Source organism: Ruegeria atlantica, from assembly GCF_013032505.1.
Lineage (GTDB): Bacteria > Pseudomonadota > Alphaproteobacteria > Rhodobacterales > Rhodobacteraceae > Ruegeria > Ruegeria atlantica_F.
Window position 1 is genome coordinate 112510 of the sequence record NZ_WQCG01000005.1, and the last position, 18552, is coordinate 131061.

Consider the following 18552-nt stretch of genomic DNA (forward strand, 5'->3'; position numbering starts at 1 on the left):
TGTCACCAATTCGACCCGGTGCAGGCATTGAAACCACAACCACGCTCGGGCAAGAAGAGCGGCAACAATAAACGGGGGCCCTTGTGATCGAGCTGGAAAACGTCAGCTACACCTATGGTGATGGTGAGTTGCTGAGCGACGTGTCGCTTCAGTTGCAACCGGGTTCGTTCCACTTTCTGACCGGTCCATCGGGTGCGGGCAAGACCACATTGCTCAAGCTTTGCTACGGCGCGTTGCTGCCCACATCAGGGCGGCTGAGCGCATTTGAGCAGGACATAGCCCGCCTGGACCGGGATCAAATGGCACTGCTGCGTCGCCGGATTGGGGTGGTGCATCAGGATTGCCGGTTTCTGGACCATATGACGCTGGCTGAAAACGTGGCTTTACCGTTGATGGTGTCAGGCAAGGGCGAGAATGCCCAGAAAGAGGACCTGCTGGAATTGCTGAACTGGGTCGGGCTGGGTGCACGGCTTGATGCGCTGCCACCTGAGCTTTCAGGGGGTGAACGCCAGCGCGCCGCACTGGCGCGGGCTGTCATCCTGTCACCGGACGTTGTGCTGGCCGATGAACCGACCGGAAACGTGGATTGGGAAATGTCCCAGCGATTGCTGCGCTTGCTGGTCGAGTTGAACAAGATGGGCAAGACCGTGCTGATCGCGACCCATGATCTTAGCCTGATCCGAGCGGCCAAAAGTCAGGTGCAGGCCCGGGTTCTGCGAATCTCGCAGCGCCAGATTCAACTTGCGGGGGCGGATCTATGATAAAGGGAACCATCCGCAGCATGCTGGTGCGCGACAAACGCGCGGATCGGGTTGTTCCACCGTCGGGCTACACCGCGCAACTGACCCTTTTTGTTTCCGGCGCGATGGCATTTCTGGCCGTTTTTGCGCTTGCTTTGTCGTTGGCATCAGGCCGACTGGCCGACCGTTGGGCATCAGAACTGGCCGGTGCCGCGACTTTGCGCATCAACGCACCTGCCGAGCAGCTGGCAGCCCAGACCGAAGCTGCACTGACCGTGCTGGCTCAGACTCCTGGTGTTGCATCCGCCCGCGCCCTTACAGCTGAGGAACAGGTCGCGCTTCTGTCCCCATGGTTCGGTCCCGACCTGCCAATTGACACCTTGCCGGTGCCACAGCTGATCGAAATCATCGAGGGCGAACCGGGGCTGGATGCCGCGGGTTTGCGCTTGCGGCTAGGCGCCGAAGTACCCGGAGCTGTGCTGGACGACCACTCGCGCTGGCGCGAGCCGCTGGTCGAGGCGGCAAATTCGCTGCGCCGCTTGGGCTGGGTGTCTATCCTACTGATTGGCGGTGCAACGGCGGCGATGATTACGCTGGCGGCCAATGCCTCACTCGCGGCCAATGCGCAGATCATTGAAGTTCTCCGCCTGATTGGGGCCCGAGATCGGTTCATTGCCAGCGCATTTGTAAGGCGATTCACATATCGCGCTTTCTTCGGCGCGTTGGTCGGTGTTCTGTTCGGCATGACTGGCGTTCTGCTTTTGCCCGAAGCCTCGATTGAGGGCGGGTTTCTGACCGGATTGGGTTTTCAGGGGGTTGGCTGGCTGTTGCCTGCGCTGATACCTCTGCTGGGGGCTGCGGTGGCATTCTTGGCCACATGGACAGCGGCCGCGCGAAAATTGAAGGAGCTTTCCTGATGGCTACAGCAATCCAATGGGTGCGCTCTTTGATCTTTATGATCGTGATTTATGCGTGGATGCTGATCCTTGGTATCGTCTTCGCCCCGTACGCGTTGTTTGCAAAACGTGGGGCATTGCAGGCCTGTAAAACCTACGCGCGTTCGACGATTTGGATGGCTAAGTGGATGGTAGGCATCCGTTGTGAGGTTCGCGGAAACGTTCCCGTGGACGAAGTCGTGATCGGGGCCAAACACCAGTCCTTCCTGGACATCATCATGATCTTCAACGCCATTCCGCACGGCAAATTCATCATGAAAAGGGAACTGCTATATACCCCGGTTATCGGACTTTATGCCCGCCGCCTTGGGTGCATCCCTGTCAATCGCGGAAAAAAGGGCGCCGCGGTCGCCAAGATGGTCAAGGACGTAGCCAAGGAATTTTCAGAGCCCGGCCAACTTGTAATCTATCCGCAAGGTACGCGTGTCGCTCCGGGGGTAAAGAAGCCCTACAAGGTCGGAACAGCAGTTCTGTATGAAGGGTTGGGCTTTCCATGCGTGCCTGTCGCGACGAACGCAGGTGTGTTTTGGCCACGCACCGGGGTTATGCGTAAACCGGGTTTGGCAATTGTCGATTTTCTTGATCCGATCGAGCCGGGTGTTGGTCGGAACCAATTCCTCGGGCGTCTGGAGGATGTGATCGAGACACGATCTGATGCATTGATGCGAGAAGTGGGGTTTGATCCGGATGGAGTTCATTAAGAACATCGAAACACTCGAGGCGCTCTATGGCACACCGGCCGCGCCGTCACTGCGCAAAGTGGCCAGACACCTCACACCGCTTTACCGAAAATGGATTATGGCCGCGCGCTTGTGCATCCTTAGCACCGTCGGGCCTGAAGGTGTCGATGGCAGCCCGCGTGGCGACGACGGTCCGGTTGTGCTGGAGCTTGACCGGAACACGCTGGCGATGCCCGACTGGCGCGGGAACAACCGGTTGGACAGTCTGCGCAACATCGTGCGCGACCCGCGCGTATCGTTGATGTTCATGGTGCCGGGGTCAAATAGCGTCGTACGGCTGAATGGAACGGCGCATGTAACGGATGACCAAGATTTGCGCGCTCGGTTCGAAAAGAACGGCAAAACGCCGGCAACAGTTATCGTCATCGAAATCGCCGAGATTTATACGCAATGCGCCCGTGCCCTGATGCGGGCCTGTACTTGGGTCAGCGCCGACGAAACTACGGACTTGCCGACTGTCGGCGAAATCCTAGCCGAGGCATCGGACGGTGAGGAAGGCGGCACGCAATATGATCTGGAATGGGGTGCGCGGCGCGCCGCCAAGACAATGTGGTAAGCACTCAATCAAGCCCCAGCAGCGCCGATCCTGGCCACCTTTGATATCCAGCGATCCACGCTGCCTGGTTTGGGATAGCTGGCACCCGCAAAATAAGTGAACCGGGTCGGTTTGAACCCGACAAATCCCAGTATCTGATCACGGATCTGGCGTATCAGTGCTTGCCTGTAGATCAGACGCATAAACCAACCCGGCGTGTCAGAGGTCAGGATGACCCGTGCCGTGCGCCCTGTCAGCATGGGTGCTGGAAATCCAATCCTTGTTGTATTTCGCGTGTCGAAAGTGCGTCCGGGGATGAATGCCCGGTCGATCAGCCCCTTTAGTTTTGCCGGTAGGCCGCCCCACCACATCGGTGCCGTCAGGACAAGGTGCTCGCTCCATTCGAAATCCTGCAGGACTTGTTCCAAAACGGGTTCAAGCGGTTTGAAATCTTCGTAATTCCCCTGACCAAAGTCGTGGTCGAATTGCAAATCGCTGAGATGAATCATGCGTACGTCGTGCCCCTGCTTCTGGGCTGCATCGGCATAGGTCTCAGCAAAGGTGCGGGACAGGCTGGCTTCACCTGGGTGCCCGTCGAGGATTAGGATTTTCTTAGGGTGCATAAGGATTCTCCAAAATTGACCATGGTCAGTTAATAGAATCAAAAAGTGACCACGGTCAATTATAAAATTTGACCATGGTCAAAAAACATGCAAATAAAGCGTATGCAAAAGAGAACCCTCAAAACCCGCGCGCGATTAATCGAGGCGGCAGAAGAAGTTATCGAGAGAGGCGGCTATCAAGCCCTACGCGTCGAAGACGTGGTTCAAGCGGCTGGTGTCGCCAAAGGAACCTTTTTTGCCCATTTCCGGGACAAAGACGCGTTAATGGAAATGCTGATAGGTGAGAGGCTGATCGCCTGTTTTGATCAGGTCGAACAGGGATCCACCCCACGTACAGCCCCCGAAATCGCCAGCGCGTTGTTGCCAATCCACGCATTCATGACGTCTGAACGTTATGTGTTTGATCTGATCATCCGGTACTCCGGAGCGGCGGCGATTACCGAAATTGGCCCAATTGCGCGCTGTTTCGAACGCTATATCCGACTGGTTTCTGGCTGGTTGGAAACCGCAAAAGTGCGCCACGACATTTCCCCCGATCTGCTGGCCGAAGGTGTTCAGGCTTTTGCTATTCAGTCGATGTCGTTAAAGTTTTGTGCTCTACATGAAGCAGAGAGTTTCTCAGACAGGTTGGAAATCTATCTGGACGCGTGGTTAACCCCGGCAACCTGACGGCAGCCGGGGTTTCATTTTAACTGTGAATCGGTCCGTCGCCGCAAGCCAAGGCAGCCTCGCGGACGGCCTCGGAATAGGTCGGGTGGGCGTGGCAGGTCAGCGCCAGATCCTCGGCCGAGGCACCAAATTCCATTGCCACACAAACCTCGTGGATCAGATCACCCGCGCCGGGGCCGATGATGTGGCAGCCCAGAATGCGATCCGTTTCCTTGTCGGCCAGGATTTTTACAAACCCGTCGGTCATCAAGTTGGCTTTTGCACGACCGTTGCCCATGAACATGAATTTGCCGACCTTATAGGCGCGGCCCTGTTCTTTCAGGGTTTCTTCGGTCTCGCCCACATTTGCGACCTCGGGCCAGGTGTAGATCACACCCGGAATGACGCCATAATTCACATGGCCGTGCTTGCCCGCGACTTGTTCGGCCGCGGCCATGCCTTCATCCTCGGCCTTATGGGCCAGCATGGGGCCTTCCGTCACGTCTCCGATAGCATAGATGCCCGGGACGTTTGTCTGCCAATCAGTACCGACCTTAATCTGACCACGCGGCGACATTTCGACGCCCAATGCCTCAAGACCCAAACCGTCGGAATAGGGTTTGCGCCCGGTTGCGACCAGCACAGTGTCGGCCTCGATCACATGCTCGCTGTCATCCTTGCGCAGCTTGTAGGTCACTTTGGCCTTGGTCTTGGTGGCTTCGGTCTTTTGGACCGCCGCGCCCATGACAAATTTCAGGCCCTGTTTTTTCAAGATACGTTGGAATGTTTTTTGAACCTCGGGGTCCATGCCCGGAGTGATCGCGTCCAGGAATTCGATCACAGTCACCTCAGCCCCCAGCCGTTGATAGACCGAGCCCAATTCCAGTCCGATCACACCGGCGCCGATTACGACCATCTTTTTCGGGATCTTGTTCAGGGACAAAGCTCCGGTCGACGTCACGACAACCTTTTCGTCCACTTCGACACCGGGAAGCGAAGAAGGCTCGGATCCGGACGCGATGATGATGTTCTTGGCGGTGTGAACTTCATCACCCACTTTGACCTGACCGGCTGCGGGGATCGAGCCCCAGCCTTTCAGCCAGTCGATTTTGTTCTTTTTGAACAGAAACTCGATGCCTTTGGTGTTGCCATCGATCGTTTCCTGCTTGTAGCCCTGCATCTGTTTCCAATCGACCGAGGGACTTTTGCCCTTCAGGCCCATCTTCGCAAAGTTATGTTCGGCCTCATGCAGTTGATGGCTGGCATGCAGCAGCGCCTTGGAGGGGATACAGCCGACGTTCAGGCAGGTTCCACCCAGAGTTTCACGCCCTTCGACGCAGGCAGTCTTCAGACCCAGCTGCGCGCAACGGATGGCGCAAACATAGCCGCCGGGGCCTGATCCGATTACGATAACGTCATAATTTGCCATATGTCAGGTCCTTATCGTTTACGGGGATGGCGACATTTAAAGCGCGCCAGGGCGTTTCCCCATTACATTATCCACGCCAGCGACTGAATCAAAAGACTGCCGCCAGCAACATTACAGTGTTGGCCGATAGGCCAACGATCCAAAATACGGTTCGCCAAGGTGTCCAGCCCAAAGCGTAGGCCGGGACATAGAGGATGCGCGCGATCAAGTAGACCCAGCTACAAACGGCTGTGAAACCGTTTGCTTCACCAGAAACCGTCACAACAAGCGCCGCAATTGCGAACAGAACCAAACCTTCGGTGTGGTTGCTCAGCGCACGGTGCAGCCGTCCAGAAACCCCCGGTTTGTCAAAGGGGACATCCCGGGGGCCTATCGCGTGGCGCAGGTCAATCTTACCGTGTCCGGCGGCCAAATATGCCACGAATTGCGCGACCCAAAGCAGTGCGGCGAGGGTCAGGACGGTCAGTTCCGTGGTCATCCAGCGGTTCCCATTGAGCAGTCGAAAGTCATCGCGTTACCCGTTCGTGCCACGTCCCCGTTAGGGGCGCTGCCTTTTGCCGTCAGACAGGTGTCAGAACCTTTGTCTGGATATGCGCCACGCCGCCACGTTCGTGGTGCATGGCCAGCTCTTCGGATTCGATGAAGCTCTGGGCCCGGTCGAGATCGGTGATTTCGAACAGCGCAACTGCGTGGTCCTTTTGATCGGGGTCCTTCCAAACGTGGAGGTCGCGGATGCCCGCGGCCTCTCTCATTGGTTTGTCTTCTTCGAAAACCTTCAACCAGACATCAAAGTCGGCCACGTCAGCTTGCCAGAGTACATGTGTTGCCATGATTACAGATCCATCAGCAGGCGGCGCGGATCTTCCAGCGCCTCTTTCACACGTACAAGGAACGTCACGGCGCCCTTGCCGTCAACAATCCGGTGGTCATAGGACAACGCCAGATACATCATCGGGCGGATCTTGATCTCACCATTGATGACCATCGGACGGTCCTGAATCTTGTGCATGCCCAGAATACCCGATTGCGGCGGGTTCAGGATCGGTGAAGACATCAGCGAGCCATAGACACCACCGTTCGAGATGGTGAAGGTGCCGCCCTGCATTTCAGCCATGCTAAGTTTGCCGTCGCGGGCGCGCTTGCCCTTTTCGGCAATGGCCTTTTCGATATCGGCAAAGGACATGCTGTCGGCGTCGCGGATGACCGGAACAACCAGACCCTGAGGCGTACCGGCGGCGACGCCCATGTGAACGAAGTTCTTGTAGACGATATCTGTGCCGTCAATCTCGGCGTTGACTTCGGGAACCTCTTTCAGCGCGTGACAGCACGCCTTGGTGAAGAAGGACATAAAGCCCAGCTTCACACCGTGTTTCTTTTGGAACAGGTCTTTGTATTCGTTACGCAGGGCCATCACCTCGGTCATGTCCACCTCGTTGAAGGTGGTCAGGATTGCAGCCGTGTTCTGCGCATCCTTCAAACGCTTGGCGATGGTCTGGCGCAGGCGGGTCATCCGTACGCGCTCTTCACGGGCCGCATCCTGCGCAGCAACCGGCGCCCGTGGCGCTTGTGCCGGGGCCGGAGCTGCCGCAGCGGGGGCCGGGGCAGCTGCTGTTGCCGCTGCTCGGGCCACATCTTCTTTCATGATCCTGCCATCCCGACCGGTGCCGGTGACCTGATCGGCGGACAAACCAGCCTCTGCCATAGCCTTTTCGGCGGACGGGGCGTTGGCAATGTCCTTGCCGGTGCTTGCTGCTGCAGCCGGGGCCGCCGTCGCAGGAGCCGGAGCGGCAGCTGTCCCAGCCGCTGCGCCTGAAATCACCGCCAATTTGGCCGAAGCTTCGACTGTCGCGCCTTCGGGGGCGACGATTTCTGCCAGAACGCCTGCAGCCGGGGCGGGAACCTCGACCGAGACCTTGTCTGTTTCCAGCTCGCACAGCATCTCATCCTGCGCGACGCTGTCACCGACCTGTTTGAACCATGTCGAAACAGTCGCTTCGGTCACGGATTCACCCAAGGTTGGCACCATCACGTCGACACTGCCGCCCGACGCCGCCGGAGCTGCCGCCGCTGTCGGGGCCGGAGCTACTGCCGGGGCAGGGGCTGCGCCTTCGCCTGCGGCAATAGTGGCCAGCAGCGCGTCAACGCCAACGGTTTCACCTTCGGCGGCGACGATTTCGCCCATCACGCCAGCAGCGGGAGAAGGAACTTCGACTGTGACCTTGTCGGTCTCCAACTCGCACAACATTTCATCAACGGCTACGGCGTCGCCGGGTTTTTTGAACCATGTCGCAACCGTGGCTTCGGTCACCGACTCGCCAAGCGTGGGAACTCGAACTTCAATGGACATCGATTATTTTCCTTCAATGCTCAGCGCTTCGTCGACCAGCGCTTCTTGTTGGGCTTTGTGTTGGCTGGCCAGACCCGTCGCGGGAGAGGCCGATGTGGCGCGGCCGACATAACGCGGCCTGGTGTGCTTGGCTCCGATGCGGGTCAGAACCCACTCGATATTTGGCTCGATAAAGGTCCAGGCGCCCTGGTTCTTGGGTTCTTCCTGGCACCAGATCATCTCGGCACCCTTGAAGCGTTCAAGCTCATTGATCAACGAATGCGCAGGGAAGGGATAGAACTGCTCGATCCGCATCAGGTAGACATCGTCGATACCGCGCGCATCACGTTCTTCCAGCAGGTCATAGTAGACCTTGCCGGAACACATCACCACGCGCTTGACCTTATCGTCTTTCAACAGTTTGGTTTCCGAGTTTCCTTGTTGCGCATCGTCCCACAACACGCGGTGGAAGCTGGAGCCTGTTGTGAACTCTTCTGCCTTGCTGACCGCCATCTTGTGGCGCAGCAGCGATTTCGGCGTCACCAGGATTAGCGGCTTGCGGAAGGTCCGGTGCAGCTGACGGCGCAGGATGTGGAAATAGTTCGCCGGGGTCGTGCAGTTGGCCACGATCCAGTTGTCCTGACCACACATCTGCAGGAACCGTTCAAGACGTGCGGACGAGTGTTCCGGTCCTTGCCCTTCAAAGCCATGAGGCAACAGACAAACCAAGCCGGACATCCGCAGCCACTTGCTTTCGCCAGAGCTGATAAACTGGTCGAACATGATTTGCGCGCCGTTGGCAAAATCGCCAAACTGTGCCTCCCATAGGGTCAGCGCATTCGGTTCGGCAAGCGAAAACCCGTATTCAAAACCCAGAACTGCATATTCGCTGAGCATCGAGTCGATCACTTCGTATTTCGACTGGCCTTCGCGAATATTGTTCAGCGGATAGTACCGCTCTTCAGTTTCCTGATGCACAAAACCAGAATGACGCTGGCTGAACGTCCCGCGTGTCGCATCCTGCCCTGACAGGCGGACAGGATAGCCTTCTGTCAGCAGCGAGCCGAAGGCCAGTGCTTCTCCAGTGGCCCAATCAAATCCTTTGCCGCTTTCGAACATCTGTTTTTTGTGATCCAGAAGACGCGCGACGGTCCGGTGCACTGCGATATCTTCGGGCGCATGGCTCAACGCGTTGCCAATCTGAGCAAGCGTTTCAGGTTTAATTGCGGTGTCGCCGCGGACATATTCTTCTTTGTTTTTGTCCAGGTGCGACCAACGCCCGTCCAGCCAGTCGGCCTTGTTGGGTTTATAGTCCTTGCCTGCCTCGAACTCATCATTCAGATGGGCCTGAAAGGCCGCTTTCAAATCCTCGATCTCGCCCTCGGGGATCAGGCCATCTTTGACCAAACGCTCAGTGTACAGCGACAGCGTGGTCTTATGGGTCTTGATCTTCTTGTACATGATCGGATTGGTGAACATGGGCTCATCGCCCTCGTTATGCCCGAACCGGCGATAGCAGAAGATATCGATGACAACGTCTTTGTGGAACTTCTGGCGGAACTCGGTGGCCACTTTGGCAGCGTGTGTCACAGCCTCGGGGTCGTCACCGTTTACATGGAAGATTGGCGCCTCAACCATAAGGGCGATATCTGTGGGGTAGGGGCTGGAACGGCTGAAATGTGGTGCGGTGGTAAAGCCGATCTGGTTGTTCACCACGATATGCATTGTGCCGCCTGTCTTGTGGCCCTTGAGGCCGGACAGGCCGAATCCTTCGGCTACAACACCCTGACCAGCAAAAGCCGCATCACCGTGTAGCAGGATGCCCATGACCCTGGTACGATCTTCGTCGCCCAACTGATCCTGCTTGGCGCGGACCTTGCCCAGTACGACCGGGTTTACCGCCTCGAGGTGAGAGGGGTTTGCTGTCAGCGACAAGTGGACGGAATTGCCATCAAACTCGCGGTCGCTTGAAGCCCCGAGGTGGTATTTCACATCTCCAGAACCATCTACATCTTCGGGTTTGAAGCTGCCGCCCTGAAACTCGTTGAAGATGGCGCGATAAGGCTTGCGCATCACGTTGGCCAAAATGTTCAGGCGGCCACGGTGGGGCATGCCGATCACAATGTCGCTGACACCCAGCGCTCCACCACGCTTGATGATCTGCTCCATCGCAGGGATCAGCGCTTCGCCACCGTCCAGACCGAACCGCTTGGTTCCCATGTATTTCACGTGCAGGAACTTTTCGAAGCCTTCAGCCTCGACCATCTTGTTCAGGATCGCCTTGCGGCCTTCTTTCGTGAACTGGATTTCCTTGCCATATCCTTCGATCCGTTCCTTCAGCCAAGCGGCCTGTTCAGGGTCGGAAATGTGCATGTATTGCAGCGCGAAAGTGCCGCAATAGGTCCGTTTCACGATCTCGACGATCTGACGCATGCTGGCCATCTGCAGCCCTAGCACGTTGTCGATAAAGATCGGTCGATCCATGTCGGCTTCGGTGAAACCATAGGTCTTGGGGTCCAGCTCGGGATGAGTGCTGGCGGCACGCATGCCCAACGGGTCCAGATCAGCGGCCAGATGGCCCCGGATGCGATAGGCCCGGATCAGCATCAGGGCGCGAAGACTGTCCAGAACCGCACGTTTGATTTGATCTTCGCTGACCTGAACGCCTTTGGCCTGGGCCTTGTCCTTGATCTTGTCGCCCGCTGCCTTTGCGTCGATCTCAGCCCACTCACCTGTCAGTGCGCCAGTCAGGTCGTCCGCCGGCATCGGAGGCCAGTCAGTCCGAGCCCAGGATGGGCCCTCGGCCTCGCGCTGGACGTCCGGTGTGGCGTCGCCCATCTGCCGGAAGAACTCGACCCAGGCAGCATCCACCGCATTCGGATCCTTGGTGTACTGGGCATAAAGCTGCTCCAGATATTCAGCATTATGCCCCTGCATAAAGCTTGAGGCATGAAAGGCAGAGTTGGGCGTATGTTCGGTCATTGGGCTACCTCATGTGGGTTGGGACCGTATTGATTGGTGCCTGGCTGGCTGGGGCGGGTCAGCCACCACAGAACCAGGAGGGGTGACACAAACAGAACAAGCAGTGTCGGGATAACGACCAGCAAAGTGGCGCGGGTGAACAGGATGTCCAGATTGCCGCCATGCTGGAAACTGGAGGCAAGGCCGATACCAAAGATCAGAACCGCAAAGGCCCCGAGGATCAGCAGGATCGGCAACAGAGCATATAGCCCGCTGCGCCCGGTATCATGCATCCGCCGCCAAGCGACGGCCAGATGCGGGAAAAAGACGATCAGGCCGACGATGCTTTGTACTGGCGCAGAGGACGTCGCAGTTACGGCTTTGACCTCGTCAGTCTGACTTACCGAGACCTGAGTGAAGAACTGCCAGTCGATGATCCCGGCGATGATGTTCCAGATTACGATGAACAGAAAAAAGAACCAGTATTCGGGCCGCGAGGCACGGCCCGAAAAAGTGAAGAAATTGGAGAAACACGTTCTGACAGCCTCACCAAAGGTCATGTGTTCCGTTCCTCCCAGATTAGACGGCCGAAGCCGCCATATCAGCCAATTGCTTCCAGCACTGCCTCACCCAGCTGCGCCGGGCTTTCGGCCACGACGATACCGGCAGAGCGCATGGCTTCGATCTTGTCCTCGGCACCGCCTTTGCCGCCGGCGACAATTGCGCCCGCGTGGCCCATGCGGCGGCCCGGAGGGGCTGTGCGGCCTGCGATGAAACCCGCGGTCGGCTTCTTGCGGCCCTTCTTGGCCTCATCCGCCAGGAACTGCGCGGCTTCTTCTTCGGCCGAGCCACCGATCTCACCGATCATGATGATCGACTCGGTCTCGTCATCGGCCAGGAACCATTCCAGCACGTCGATATGCTCGGTACCTTTTATCGGGTCGCCGCCGATGCCCACACAGGTGGACTGGCCCAGACCCACATCGGTGGTCTGTTTGACGGCCTCATAGGTCAGGGTGCCCGAACGGGACACAACGCCGACCGAGCCGCGCTTGTGGATGTGGCCGGGCATGATGCCGATCTTGCAGGCGTCGGGTGTGATGACACCGGGGCAGTTCGGGCCGATCAGGCGAGATTTCGAACCTTCCAGCGCGCGCTTCACCTTCATCATGTCGAGAACCGGGATGCCTTCGGTGATGCAAACGATCACTTCCATCTCGGCATCAATCGCTTCTAGGATCGAGTCGGCTGCAAACGGCGGCGGAACATAGATCACCGAGGCATTGGCTTCGGTCACATGCTTGGCTTCGTGGACCGAGTTGAACACGGGCAGGTCCAGATGGGTCATCCCACCTTTGCCAGGGGTCACGCCGCCGACCATCTTGGTGCCATATGCGATGGCCTGTTCAGAGTGGAATGTGCCCTGCGAGCCGGTAAAGCCCTGACAGATCACTTTGGTGTTTTCGTCGATGAGGACTGCCATTTTAGGCCTCCGTAGTGATTGTTGTTAGCGCGCCGTTTTCTGACTTCTGCGGCACAGCGAGTTGTTTTTGCGTCTTGATCAATCTTCACGCCGTTCCAAAGCGTCGATCACCTGATCTCTGGACCAAATTCCAAGAGAGCGTTGTTTCCGACCCTCAGGCGTTTCCAGAAAATCCGGGTTGAGGTTGATTTCACCCGTTTCACTTACCGTTTCGATAGGATCCGGGAAGTTGAACGGAGCGGCGCACGGGTTGAACTTTTTGAAGTCTCCATTTCTCTGAAGCCGTGGATTGCGCGGAACATAGTCCATCGTGGTCATGAGATATGGAATCTCACTTTCAACAAAGTTCTCGAAGAATGCCCATCTCAACCACCATTTTAGATGAAAGAGACAGTCCCGACACATCATGAGATCCGCTTTAGGCAAGGCGTCCGAAGTTATGTCCAGATGGATAAACTCGCGACCGGGTGCTGCATGCTGATCTTTGACCTCAGTCAAAACTTCCGTCGAGATATCGCCCCCGATATATTGGATACCATTCAGGTCCACATCTTGCATCCAAGTCCAATCCCCGCACGGTGCGTCAAGAAAGGTGCCGATCTTGTAGTCGACAAAGATACGGGGAAGCGCAGTGCGCAGGGCCGCAGTAGCAGCAAGAGTGGATCCGGGTCCTGAACGCGGTCCATTCCGCCGGCCGGCCCAACTCTTGCTTTCGAATACTGATCTGACACTGTCTCGCATTGCGGCTTCCCAATGTGTAGCAAAATCTCAAGCTAATCAGTCAGATTAACCCTTAACCGCTTTCACGATCTTCTCGGCACCGTCTTTCAGGTTGTCCGCCGCGATCACGTCCAGGCCAGAGGTGTTGATGATCTCTTTGCCTTTCTCGACATTTGTGCCTTCCAGACGTACGACCAGCGGAACCTTGAGGCCGACCTCTTTCACGGCAGCGACAACGCCTTCAGCGATGACGTCACAGCGCATGATGCCGCCGAAGATGTTGACCAGAATGCCTTTGACCTGTGGGTCCGAGGTGATGATCTTGAACGCTTCGGTCACTTTCTCTTTGGTGGCACCGCCGCCCACGTCGAGGAAGTTCGCCGGTTCAGCACCATAGAGCTTGATGATGTCCATCGTCGCCATTGCCAGACCAGCGCCGTTGACCATGCAACCAATCTCACCATCCAGCGCGATGTAGTTCAGGTCATACTTGGAGGCTTCCAGTTCCTTGGGATCTTCCTCGGTGGTGTCGCGCAGTTCGGCGATGTCGGGGTGGCGGTAAACTGCGTTGCCGTCAAAGCCGACCTTGGCGTCCAGCACCTTGAGGTCGCCGCTGTCCGACACGATCAGCGGGTTGATCTCCAGCATCTCCATGTCCTTCTCGACGAAGGCGTTATAGAGCTGGCTCATCAGTTTCACGCATTGTTTGATCTGTGCGCCTTGCAAACCCAGCGAGAATGCGATGCGGCGGCCGTGATAGGGTTGATAGCCGGTCGCCGGGTCGACCGAGAAGGACAGGATTTTCTCGGGCGTCGCTGCGGCCACTTCTTCGATGTCCATGCCGCCCTCGGTCGAGCAAACGAACGAAATGCGGCTGGTCTGCCGATCCACCAGCAGAGCTAGGTACAATTCACGCTCGATGCCGGAACCAGCTTCGATGTAAATGCGGTTGACCTGCTTGCCTGCGGGACCGGTCTGATGTGTCACCAGCGTGCGGCCCAGCATCTTTTTGGCTTCTTCGGCTGCTTCTTCCACTGACTTGGTCAGACGAACCCCGCCTTTTTCGCCGGCATCAGCTTCTTTGAAGGACCCCTTGCCGCGGCCACCCGCGTGGATCTGTGCTTTGACAACCCAAAGCGGGCCATCCAGTTCACCGGCTGCGGTTTTGGCTTCCTCAGCGCGCAGAACCGCGCGACCTTCGGAGACCGGAGCGCCATAGCTGCGAAGAAGCGCCTTGGCCTGATATTCGTGAATGTTCATCGAAACTGTCCTGTCTGACTACGATTACTCCGTTATAGGGGTGTCTACGGGGCAAGTTTAAAGGGTTTTTTGCCAGTGAAGCAGTTTTTCACGAAGATTTTCATCATTTGTGATCACGGTTTTTTTGGGTGTGATCACAAATTGAAAGGAAGGCCGCCCGTTTGATTCGTTGCCGGTGACGGCCTTTAGAATAAAGAGAGAATTCAGCTAGCGCTAAACCAAGTCGACCCGTCGAGACGGCAAATTCGCAAGACTGTAGGCCGCTAGCTTCGATAGCGGATCGATCGAAGAGCGCAGAAGTCGCCCAAAACAAAACCCGGCTCACCAAAGGTGAACCGGGTTCTGATTTTCTTTACGTATGGATCACGCCAGCGAGCTGTCGATACCCTTGCACGCTTCGATCAGGCCTTTGACGGCGTTGACCGAGTTGTCGAATCCGGCCTGCTCGTCTTCGTTTAGCTTGATGTCCACGATCCGCTCGACGCCACCGGCGCCGATGACGGTTGGAACGCCTACATACAGACCGTCCACGCCCAGTTCCCCGCTGCAATAGGCGGCGCAAGGCAGTACGCGTTTCTGGTCTTTCAGATACGCTTCGGCCATTTCGATCGCCGAAGTGGCAGGCGCGTAGTAGGCCGATCCGGTTTTCAGCAGGCCAACGATCTCGGCACCGCCGTCACGGGTACGCTGAACGATGGCGTCCAGCTTGTCCTGCGTGGTCCAGCCCATCTCGACCAGATCGGGCAGCGGGATGCCAGCAACGGTCGAGTAACGAACCGAAGGAACCATGGTGTCGCCGTGACCGCCCAGAACGAATGCGGTGACGTCGCGCATCGATACGTTGAACTCTTCCGACAGGAAGTGTGCGAAACGCGCCGAGTCCAGAACGCCTGCCATGCCGCAGACTTTGTTGTGCGGCAGGCCCGAGAACTCGCGCAGAGCCCAAACCATCGCGTCCAGCGGGTTAGTGATGCAGATCACGAACGCGTCAGGTGCGTGGGCTGCGATGCCTTCGCCAACCGACTTCATGACTTTCAGGTTGATGCCCAGCAGGTCATCGCGGCTCATGCCGGGTTTCCGGGCAACGCCAGCGGTGACGATGCAGACGTCCGCGCCTGCGATATCGGCATAATCGCTGGTGCCGGACATGGCTGCGTCGAACCCTTCCGAAGGGCCGGATTCAGCGATGTCGAGCGCTTTGCCTTGCGGCAGCCCGTCTGCGATGTCGAACAGGACAACGTCACCCAGTTCTTTGACAGCCGCGAGGTGCGCAAGCGTGCCGCCGATGTTCCCTGCGCCGATCAGCGCAATCTTGGGTCTGGCCATTTGGAAAATCTCCGGTCGGAATTGAAATCGCGGCTGTGCTAGTCGCTAAATGGCTTTCGCGCAAGTGTTCAGCGGCGCGGCATGCAACCGCATACTGTTTGCACGGTCCGGTCTGATTGCGCTAAACGGCCTGTGATACAAGCCTAAACCGGGACGTTACATGTTCGAATTGAACCTGATGTTTTTTGCTGTGTCGATCCCGGCCGTGATCTTTGCGGGTATTTCAAAGGGCGGCTTTGGCTCAGGGGTGGCCTTTGCATCTTCGTCGATTCTGGCGCTGATATTGGAGCCGGGTCAGGCGCTTGCCTTGATGTTGCCGATCCTGATGGTGATCGATGTCGCAACGCTTGGACCCTATTGGAAACGCTGGAGCTGGACGGATTCGCGCCTGTTGATCATTGGGGCTGTACCCGGCGTAGCGCTGGGGGCATTGCTTTATCGCGCCACGGATGACGATCTTTTGCGTCTGCTGATCGGTGGGATTTCTGTGGGCTTTGTCGTGTGGCACGTCGCCCAGACCCGTGGCTGGGTGCGTGGGTTTGCCAATCGCTTACCGCCGGCAGCGGGGTTATTCGCTGGGCTTGTCGCCGGGTTCACAAGCTTTGTCAGCCATGCAGGCGGTCCGCCCGCCGCTGTGTATCTGCTTTCGCAACGATTGACGAAAACCGAGTTTCAGGCCAGCACCGTTCTGGCGTTTTGGGTCATAAACATTACGAAATTTGTGCCTTACGCGTATCTCGGCATGTTCACTTGGCACACCGCGTGGGCCGATCTGCTTTTGACACCATTTGCGATTCTTGGTGCCTGGCTGGGCGTCCGGGCGCATTTCATGCTTTCTGAGCGTCTGTTCTTTGGCATCGCCTATGTGCTGCTGACGCTCACCGGCAGTAAACTGATCTGGGACGCGCTGACCTGATCAGACGTTTGGTGGCAATGTTTCGGCGATCATTTCATATGCCTGACCCGAGGCGACAAGGCAGGTCGTGCCATCTGGCAGGGTCACCGTGATCGTCCAGCTGCCGCTATGATCTGAGGCAAAAACCTCCATCACAGCGCCCCGTCGTGCGATTCCGATTCCCTGCCGCCTTTCGCCATAGGTCTCTGTCAGCCGTTTAATCACCTCTTCACGCGGCGCGCAGGTGCGGGCATGGGCCTGTTGTGCAGCCAGAGCCATGATTCCAAGGCCCATCGTCATCTTCAGTAATGTCTTTTGCATCTTCACCCCTTTCGATTGCGTTTGCGATCCAGGGTGCCGACCGCGAACCGAAATTCCGTTAAAAGAACGCACGTTGCGTCGTGAATGCTGCGATGCGGCGATTTTGCGCTTGAACTTTCCGGCAAAAAATGCCCCATTCCGCGCAACTTTATTTCTTCGGGAGAAGCCAATGGATCCGCGCCAGCGCCCCTATCGCTCTGTTCTCTACATCCCTGGTTCAAAAGACCGGGCGCTGGACAAGGCGCGTACGCTGCCTGTGGATGCGATCATTTTTGATCTCGAAGACGCGGTGTCCGCCGACGAAAAGAACAATGCGCGCGAAACGCTTAAGGCTGCACTAACTGCAGGCGGATATGGTGATCGGGTCAAGATTGTCCGCATTAATGGCCTGGATACCGAATGGGGTCACGCCGATGCCGAAGCTGTGCGCGAGATGGACGCCGACGTTGTTCTTTTGCCCAAGGTGAATTCTGCAGCGGATGTGGACGCGCTTGCCGCAATCACCGGCGATATCCCGATCTGGGCGATGATGGAGACCCCACGCGGCATGCTGAACGCCGCTGAGATCGCCGCTCATCCGCTGATGGCAGGTTTTGTCATGGGTACCAATGATCTGGCGAAAGAGCTGCAAACCCGCTTCCGCCCGGATCGCCTGCCACTAATGACCTCGCTGGGCCTGTGCCTTCTGGCCGCAAAGGCCGAGGGTCTGATCATTGTTGATGGCGTCTATAACGCATTCAAGGACGCCGAAGGTCTGGCCACCGAATGTGAGCAGGGCCGTGACATGGGTTTTGACGGCAAGACCCTGATCCATCCGGCGCAGGTCGACGTTACCAACGCAGCCTTTGCGCCGTCGGAGATCGAGATTGATCTGGCGCGTCGCCAGATTGCTGCTTTTGAAGAGGTTGAAGCGCTAGGCCAGGGCGTCGCCGTGGTCGATGGGAAGATTGTCGAAAACCTGCACGTTGTAACTGCCCGCGAAACTCTGGCAAAAGCGGAGGCAATTACAGCTTTGCAAGCGGGGTAAGCCAGCATGGGCTTTGTTCTTCTGATTCTCGGTGTGGCACTTTGGTGGGCTGCACATCTGTTCAAACGCGTGATGCCAGAACAGCGCGCAGCGATGGGCGATGCTGGCAAGGGTGCTGTTGCTCTGGCGCTGGTCGCGTCCATCCTGTTGATGATCTTCGGCTATCGCATGACCGATTTCATCTATGTCTGGGCCCCACCGTCCTTCATGATCCACATCAACAACCTGCTGGTGTTGATAGCGATCTACATGATGAGCCCAGCCGGAACCAAAGGGCGGATTCTGAATAAGTTTCGCCACCCGATGCTGGGCGGGTTCAAACTGTGGGCTTTCGCGCATTTGCTGGTGAATGGGGATCTGGCTTCGATCATCCTGTTCGGCGGTCTGTTGGCTTGGGCCGTTGTCGAAGTGATCGTAATCAACAAATCGCAGCCTGACTGGACCCCCGGTGAACCCGGAACCTATGGCAAGGACGTGATGTTCTTTGTGGCCTCGATCGTGCTGCTGGGCATCATCGGATATATTCACGGGCTTGTCGGTCCGTCGCCATTCCCATCGTAAG

At 57.3% G+C, this 18552-nt stretch carries 20 protein-coding genes; 8 read left to right on the forward strand and 12 right to left on the reverse strand.

Features of this window, described 5'->3' with window-relative positions:
• Window positions 1–83 precede the first annotated feature (83 nt).
• The 4 genes from GOW92_RS17810 to GOW92_RS17825 are packed head-to-tail and all read left to right on the forward strand — an operon-like array spanning window position 84 to window position 2992.
• A complete protein-coding gene (locus GOW92_RS17810) occupies window positions 84–761 on the forward strand; it encodes a cell division ATP-binding protein FtsE (RefSeq protein WP_170562709.1) in 678 nt (225 codons plus the stop codon).
• On the forward strand, window positions 758–1657 hold the full coding sequence (locus tag GOW92_RS17815; RefSeq protein ID WP_170562712.1) for a cell division protein FtsX: 900 nt from the start codon (window positions 758–760) through the stop codon (window positions 1655–1657). Before GOW92_RS17810 ends, GOW92_RS17815 begins: the two co-directional genes overlap by 4 nt.
• Window positions 1657–2397 (forward strand): lysophospholipid acyltransferase family protein, encoded by a 741-nt coding sequence (locus tag GOW92_RS17820; RefSeq protein ID WP_170562715.1) that lies wholly within the window; start codon window positions 1657–1659, stop codon window positions 2395–2397. The genes GOW92_RS17815 and GOW92_RS17820 overlap by 1 nt, the downstream gene beginning before the upstream one ends.
• Window positions 2384–2992, forward strand: coding sequence for a pyridoxamine 5'-phosphate oxidase family protein (locus GOW92_RS17825; protein WP_170562717.1), 609 nt, complete (start codon window positions 2384–2386; stop codon window positions 2990–2992). Before GOW92_RS17820 ends, GOW92_RS17825 begins: the two co-directional genes overlap by 14 nt.
• An 8-nt stretch (window positions 2993–3000) precedes the next feature.
• Here the strand turns inward: GOW92_RS17825 and GOW92_RS17830 are convergent, their stop codons facing one another.
• Window positions 3001–3594 (reverse strand): NAD(P)H-dependent oxidoreductase, encoded by a 594-nt coding sequence (locus GOW92_RS17830; RefSeq protein ID WP_170562720.1) that lies wholly within the window; start codon window positions 3592–3594, stop codon window positions 3001–3003.
• 102 nt (window positions 3595–3696) lie between these two features.
• Here GOW92_RS17830 and GOW92_RS17835 point away from each other — a divergent pair, with 102 nt between their 5' ends.
• The gene (locus tag GOW92_RS17835) at window positions 3697–4263 is read left to right on the forward strand and encodes a TetR/AcrR family transcriptional regulator (protein WP_254453077.1); all 567 of its coding nucleotides are present in this window, start codon (window positions 3697–3699) and stop codon (window positions 4261–4263) included.
• Between the two features lie 19 nt (window positions 4264–4282).
• On the opposite strand, the gene lpdA is transcribed toward GOW92_RS17835, so the two are convergent.
• The 10 genes from lpdA to mdh all read right to left on the reverse strand — a co-directional run bounded on the left by lpdA (window position 4283) and on the right by mdh (window position 15747).
• The gene (gene lpdA / locus GOW92_RS17840; RefSeq protein WP_170562727.1) at window positions 4283–5671 is read right to left on the reverse strand and encodes a dihydrolipoyl dehydrogenase; all 1389 of its coding nucleotides are present in this window, start codon (window positions 5669–5671) and stop codon (window positions 4283–4285) included.
• Window positions 5672–5759: 88 nt separating this feature from the next.
• Window positions 5760–6149 (reverse strand): MAPEG family protein, encoded by a 390-nt coding sequence (locus tag GOW92_RS17845; protein WP_170562730.1) that lies wholly within the window; start codon window positions 6147–6149, stop codon window positions 5760–5762.
• Window positions 6150–6231: 82 nt separating this feature from the next.
• Window positions 6232–6501, reverse strand: coding sequence for a hypothetical protein (locus GOW92_RS17850; RefSeq protein WP_170562733.1), 270 nt, complete (start codon window positions 6499–6501; stop codon window positions 6232–6234).
• Between the two features lie 2 nt (window positions 6502–6503).
• Entirely contained in the window at window positions 6504–8018 is a 1515-nt protein-coding gene (odhB, locus tag GOW92_RS17855; protein ID WP_170562736.1) for a 2-oxoglutarate dehydrogenase complex dihydrolipoyllysine-residue succinyltransferase, read from the reverse strand.
• A 3-nt stretch (window positions 8019–8021) separates the two neighbouring features.
• Complete coding sequence (locus tag GOW92_RS17860) at window positions 8022–10979, reverse strand: 2-oxoglutarate dehydrogenase E1 component (RefSeq protein ID WP_170562740.1); 2958 nt, start codon at window positions 10977–10979, stop codon at window positions 8022–8024.
• Window positions 10976–11518 (reverse strand): DUF805 domain-containing protein, encoded by a 543-nt coding sequence (locus GOW92_RS17865; protein WP_170562743.1) that lies wholly within the window; start codon window positions 11516–11518, stop codon window positions 10976–10978. The genes GOW92_RS17860 and GOW92_RS17865 overlap by 4 nt, the downstream gene beginning before the upstream one ends.
• Before the next feature lie 41 nt (window positions 11519–11559).
• Window positions 11560–12441 (reverse strand): succinate--CoA ligase subunit alpha, encoded by an 882-nt coding sequence (gene sucD / locus GOW92_RS17870; protein WP_058278790.1) that lies wholly within the window; start codon window positions 12439–12441, stop codon window positions 11560–11562.
• A gap of 78 nt (window positions 12442–12519) precedes the next feature.
• Window positions 12520–13182 (reverse strand): hypothetical protein, encoded by a 663-nt coding sequence (locus tag GOW92_RS17875; protein ID WP_170562747.1) that lies wholly within the window; start codon window positions 13180–13182, stop codon window positions 12520–12522.
• A 45-nt stretch (window positions 13183–13227) separates the two neighbouring features.
• On the reverse strand, window positions 13228–14421 hold the full coding sequence (gene sucC, locus GOW92_RS17880) for an ADP-forming succinate--CoA ligase subunit beta (RefSeq protein ID WP_170562750.1): 1194 nt from the start codon (window positions 14419–14421) through the stop codon (window positions 13228–13230).
• A gap of 363 nt (window positions 14422–14784) precedes the next feature.
• Complete coding sequence (gene mdh, locus GOW92_RS17885; RefSeq protein ID WP_058273532.1) at window positions 14785–15747, reverse strand: malate dehydrogenase; 963 nt, start codon at window positions 15745–15747, stop codon at window positions 14785–14787.
• Window positions 15748–15907: 160 nt separating this feature from the next.
• Here mdh and GOW92_RS17890 point away from each other — a divergent pair, with 160 nt between their 5' ends.
• Window positions 15908–16663, forward strand: a complete 756-nt coding sequence (locus GOW92_RS17890; RefSeq protein ID WP_170562753.1) for a sulfite exporter TauE/SafE family protein — start codon at window positions 15908–15910, stop codon at window positions 16661–16663.
• On the opposite strand, the gene GOW92_RS17895 is transcribed toward GOW92_RS17890, so the two are convergent.
• Window positions 16664–16963 carry a hypothetical protein gene (locus tag GOW92_RS17895; RefSeq protein WP_170562756.1) on the reverse strand — a complete coding sequence of 100 codons (300 nt, stop codon included), beginning with the start codon at window positions 16961–16963 and terminating at the stop codon, window positions 16664–16666. It abuts the gene before it with no gap.
• Between the two features lie 169 nt (window positions 16964–17132).
• Between GOW92_RS17895 and GOW92_RS17900 the strand changes: the two genes are divergently transcribed.
• Together GOW92_RS17900 and GOW92_RS17905 are read left to right on the forward strand one after the other, a co-directional pair.
• Window positions 17133–17990, forward strand: coding sequence for an HpcH/HpaI aldolase/citrate lyase family protein (locus GOW92_RS17900; RefSeq protein ID WP_170562759.1), 858 nt, complete (start codon window positions 17133–17135; stop codon window positions 17988–17990).
• Window positions 17991–17996: 6 nt separating this feature from the next.
• Entirely contained in the window at window positions 17997–18551 is a 555-nt protein-coding gene (locus tag GOW92_RS17905; protein WP_170562762.1) for an NnrU family protein, read from the forward strand.
• Window position 18552: the final 1 nt, after the last annotated feature.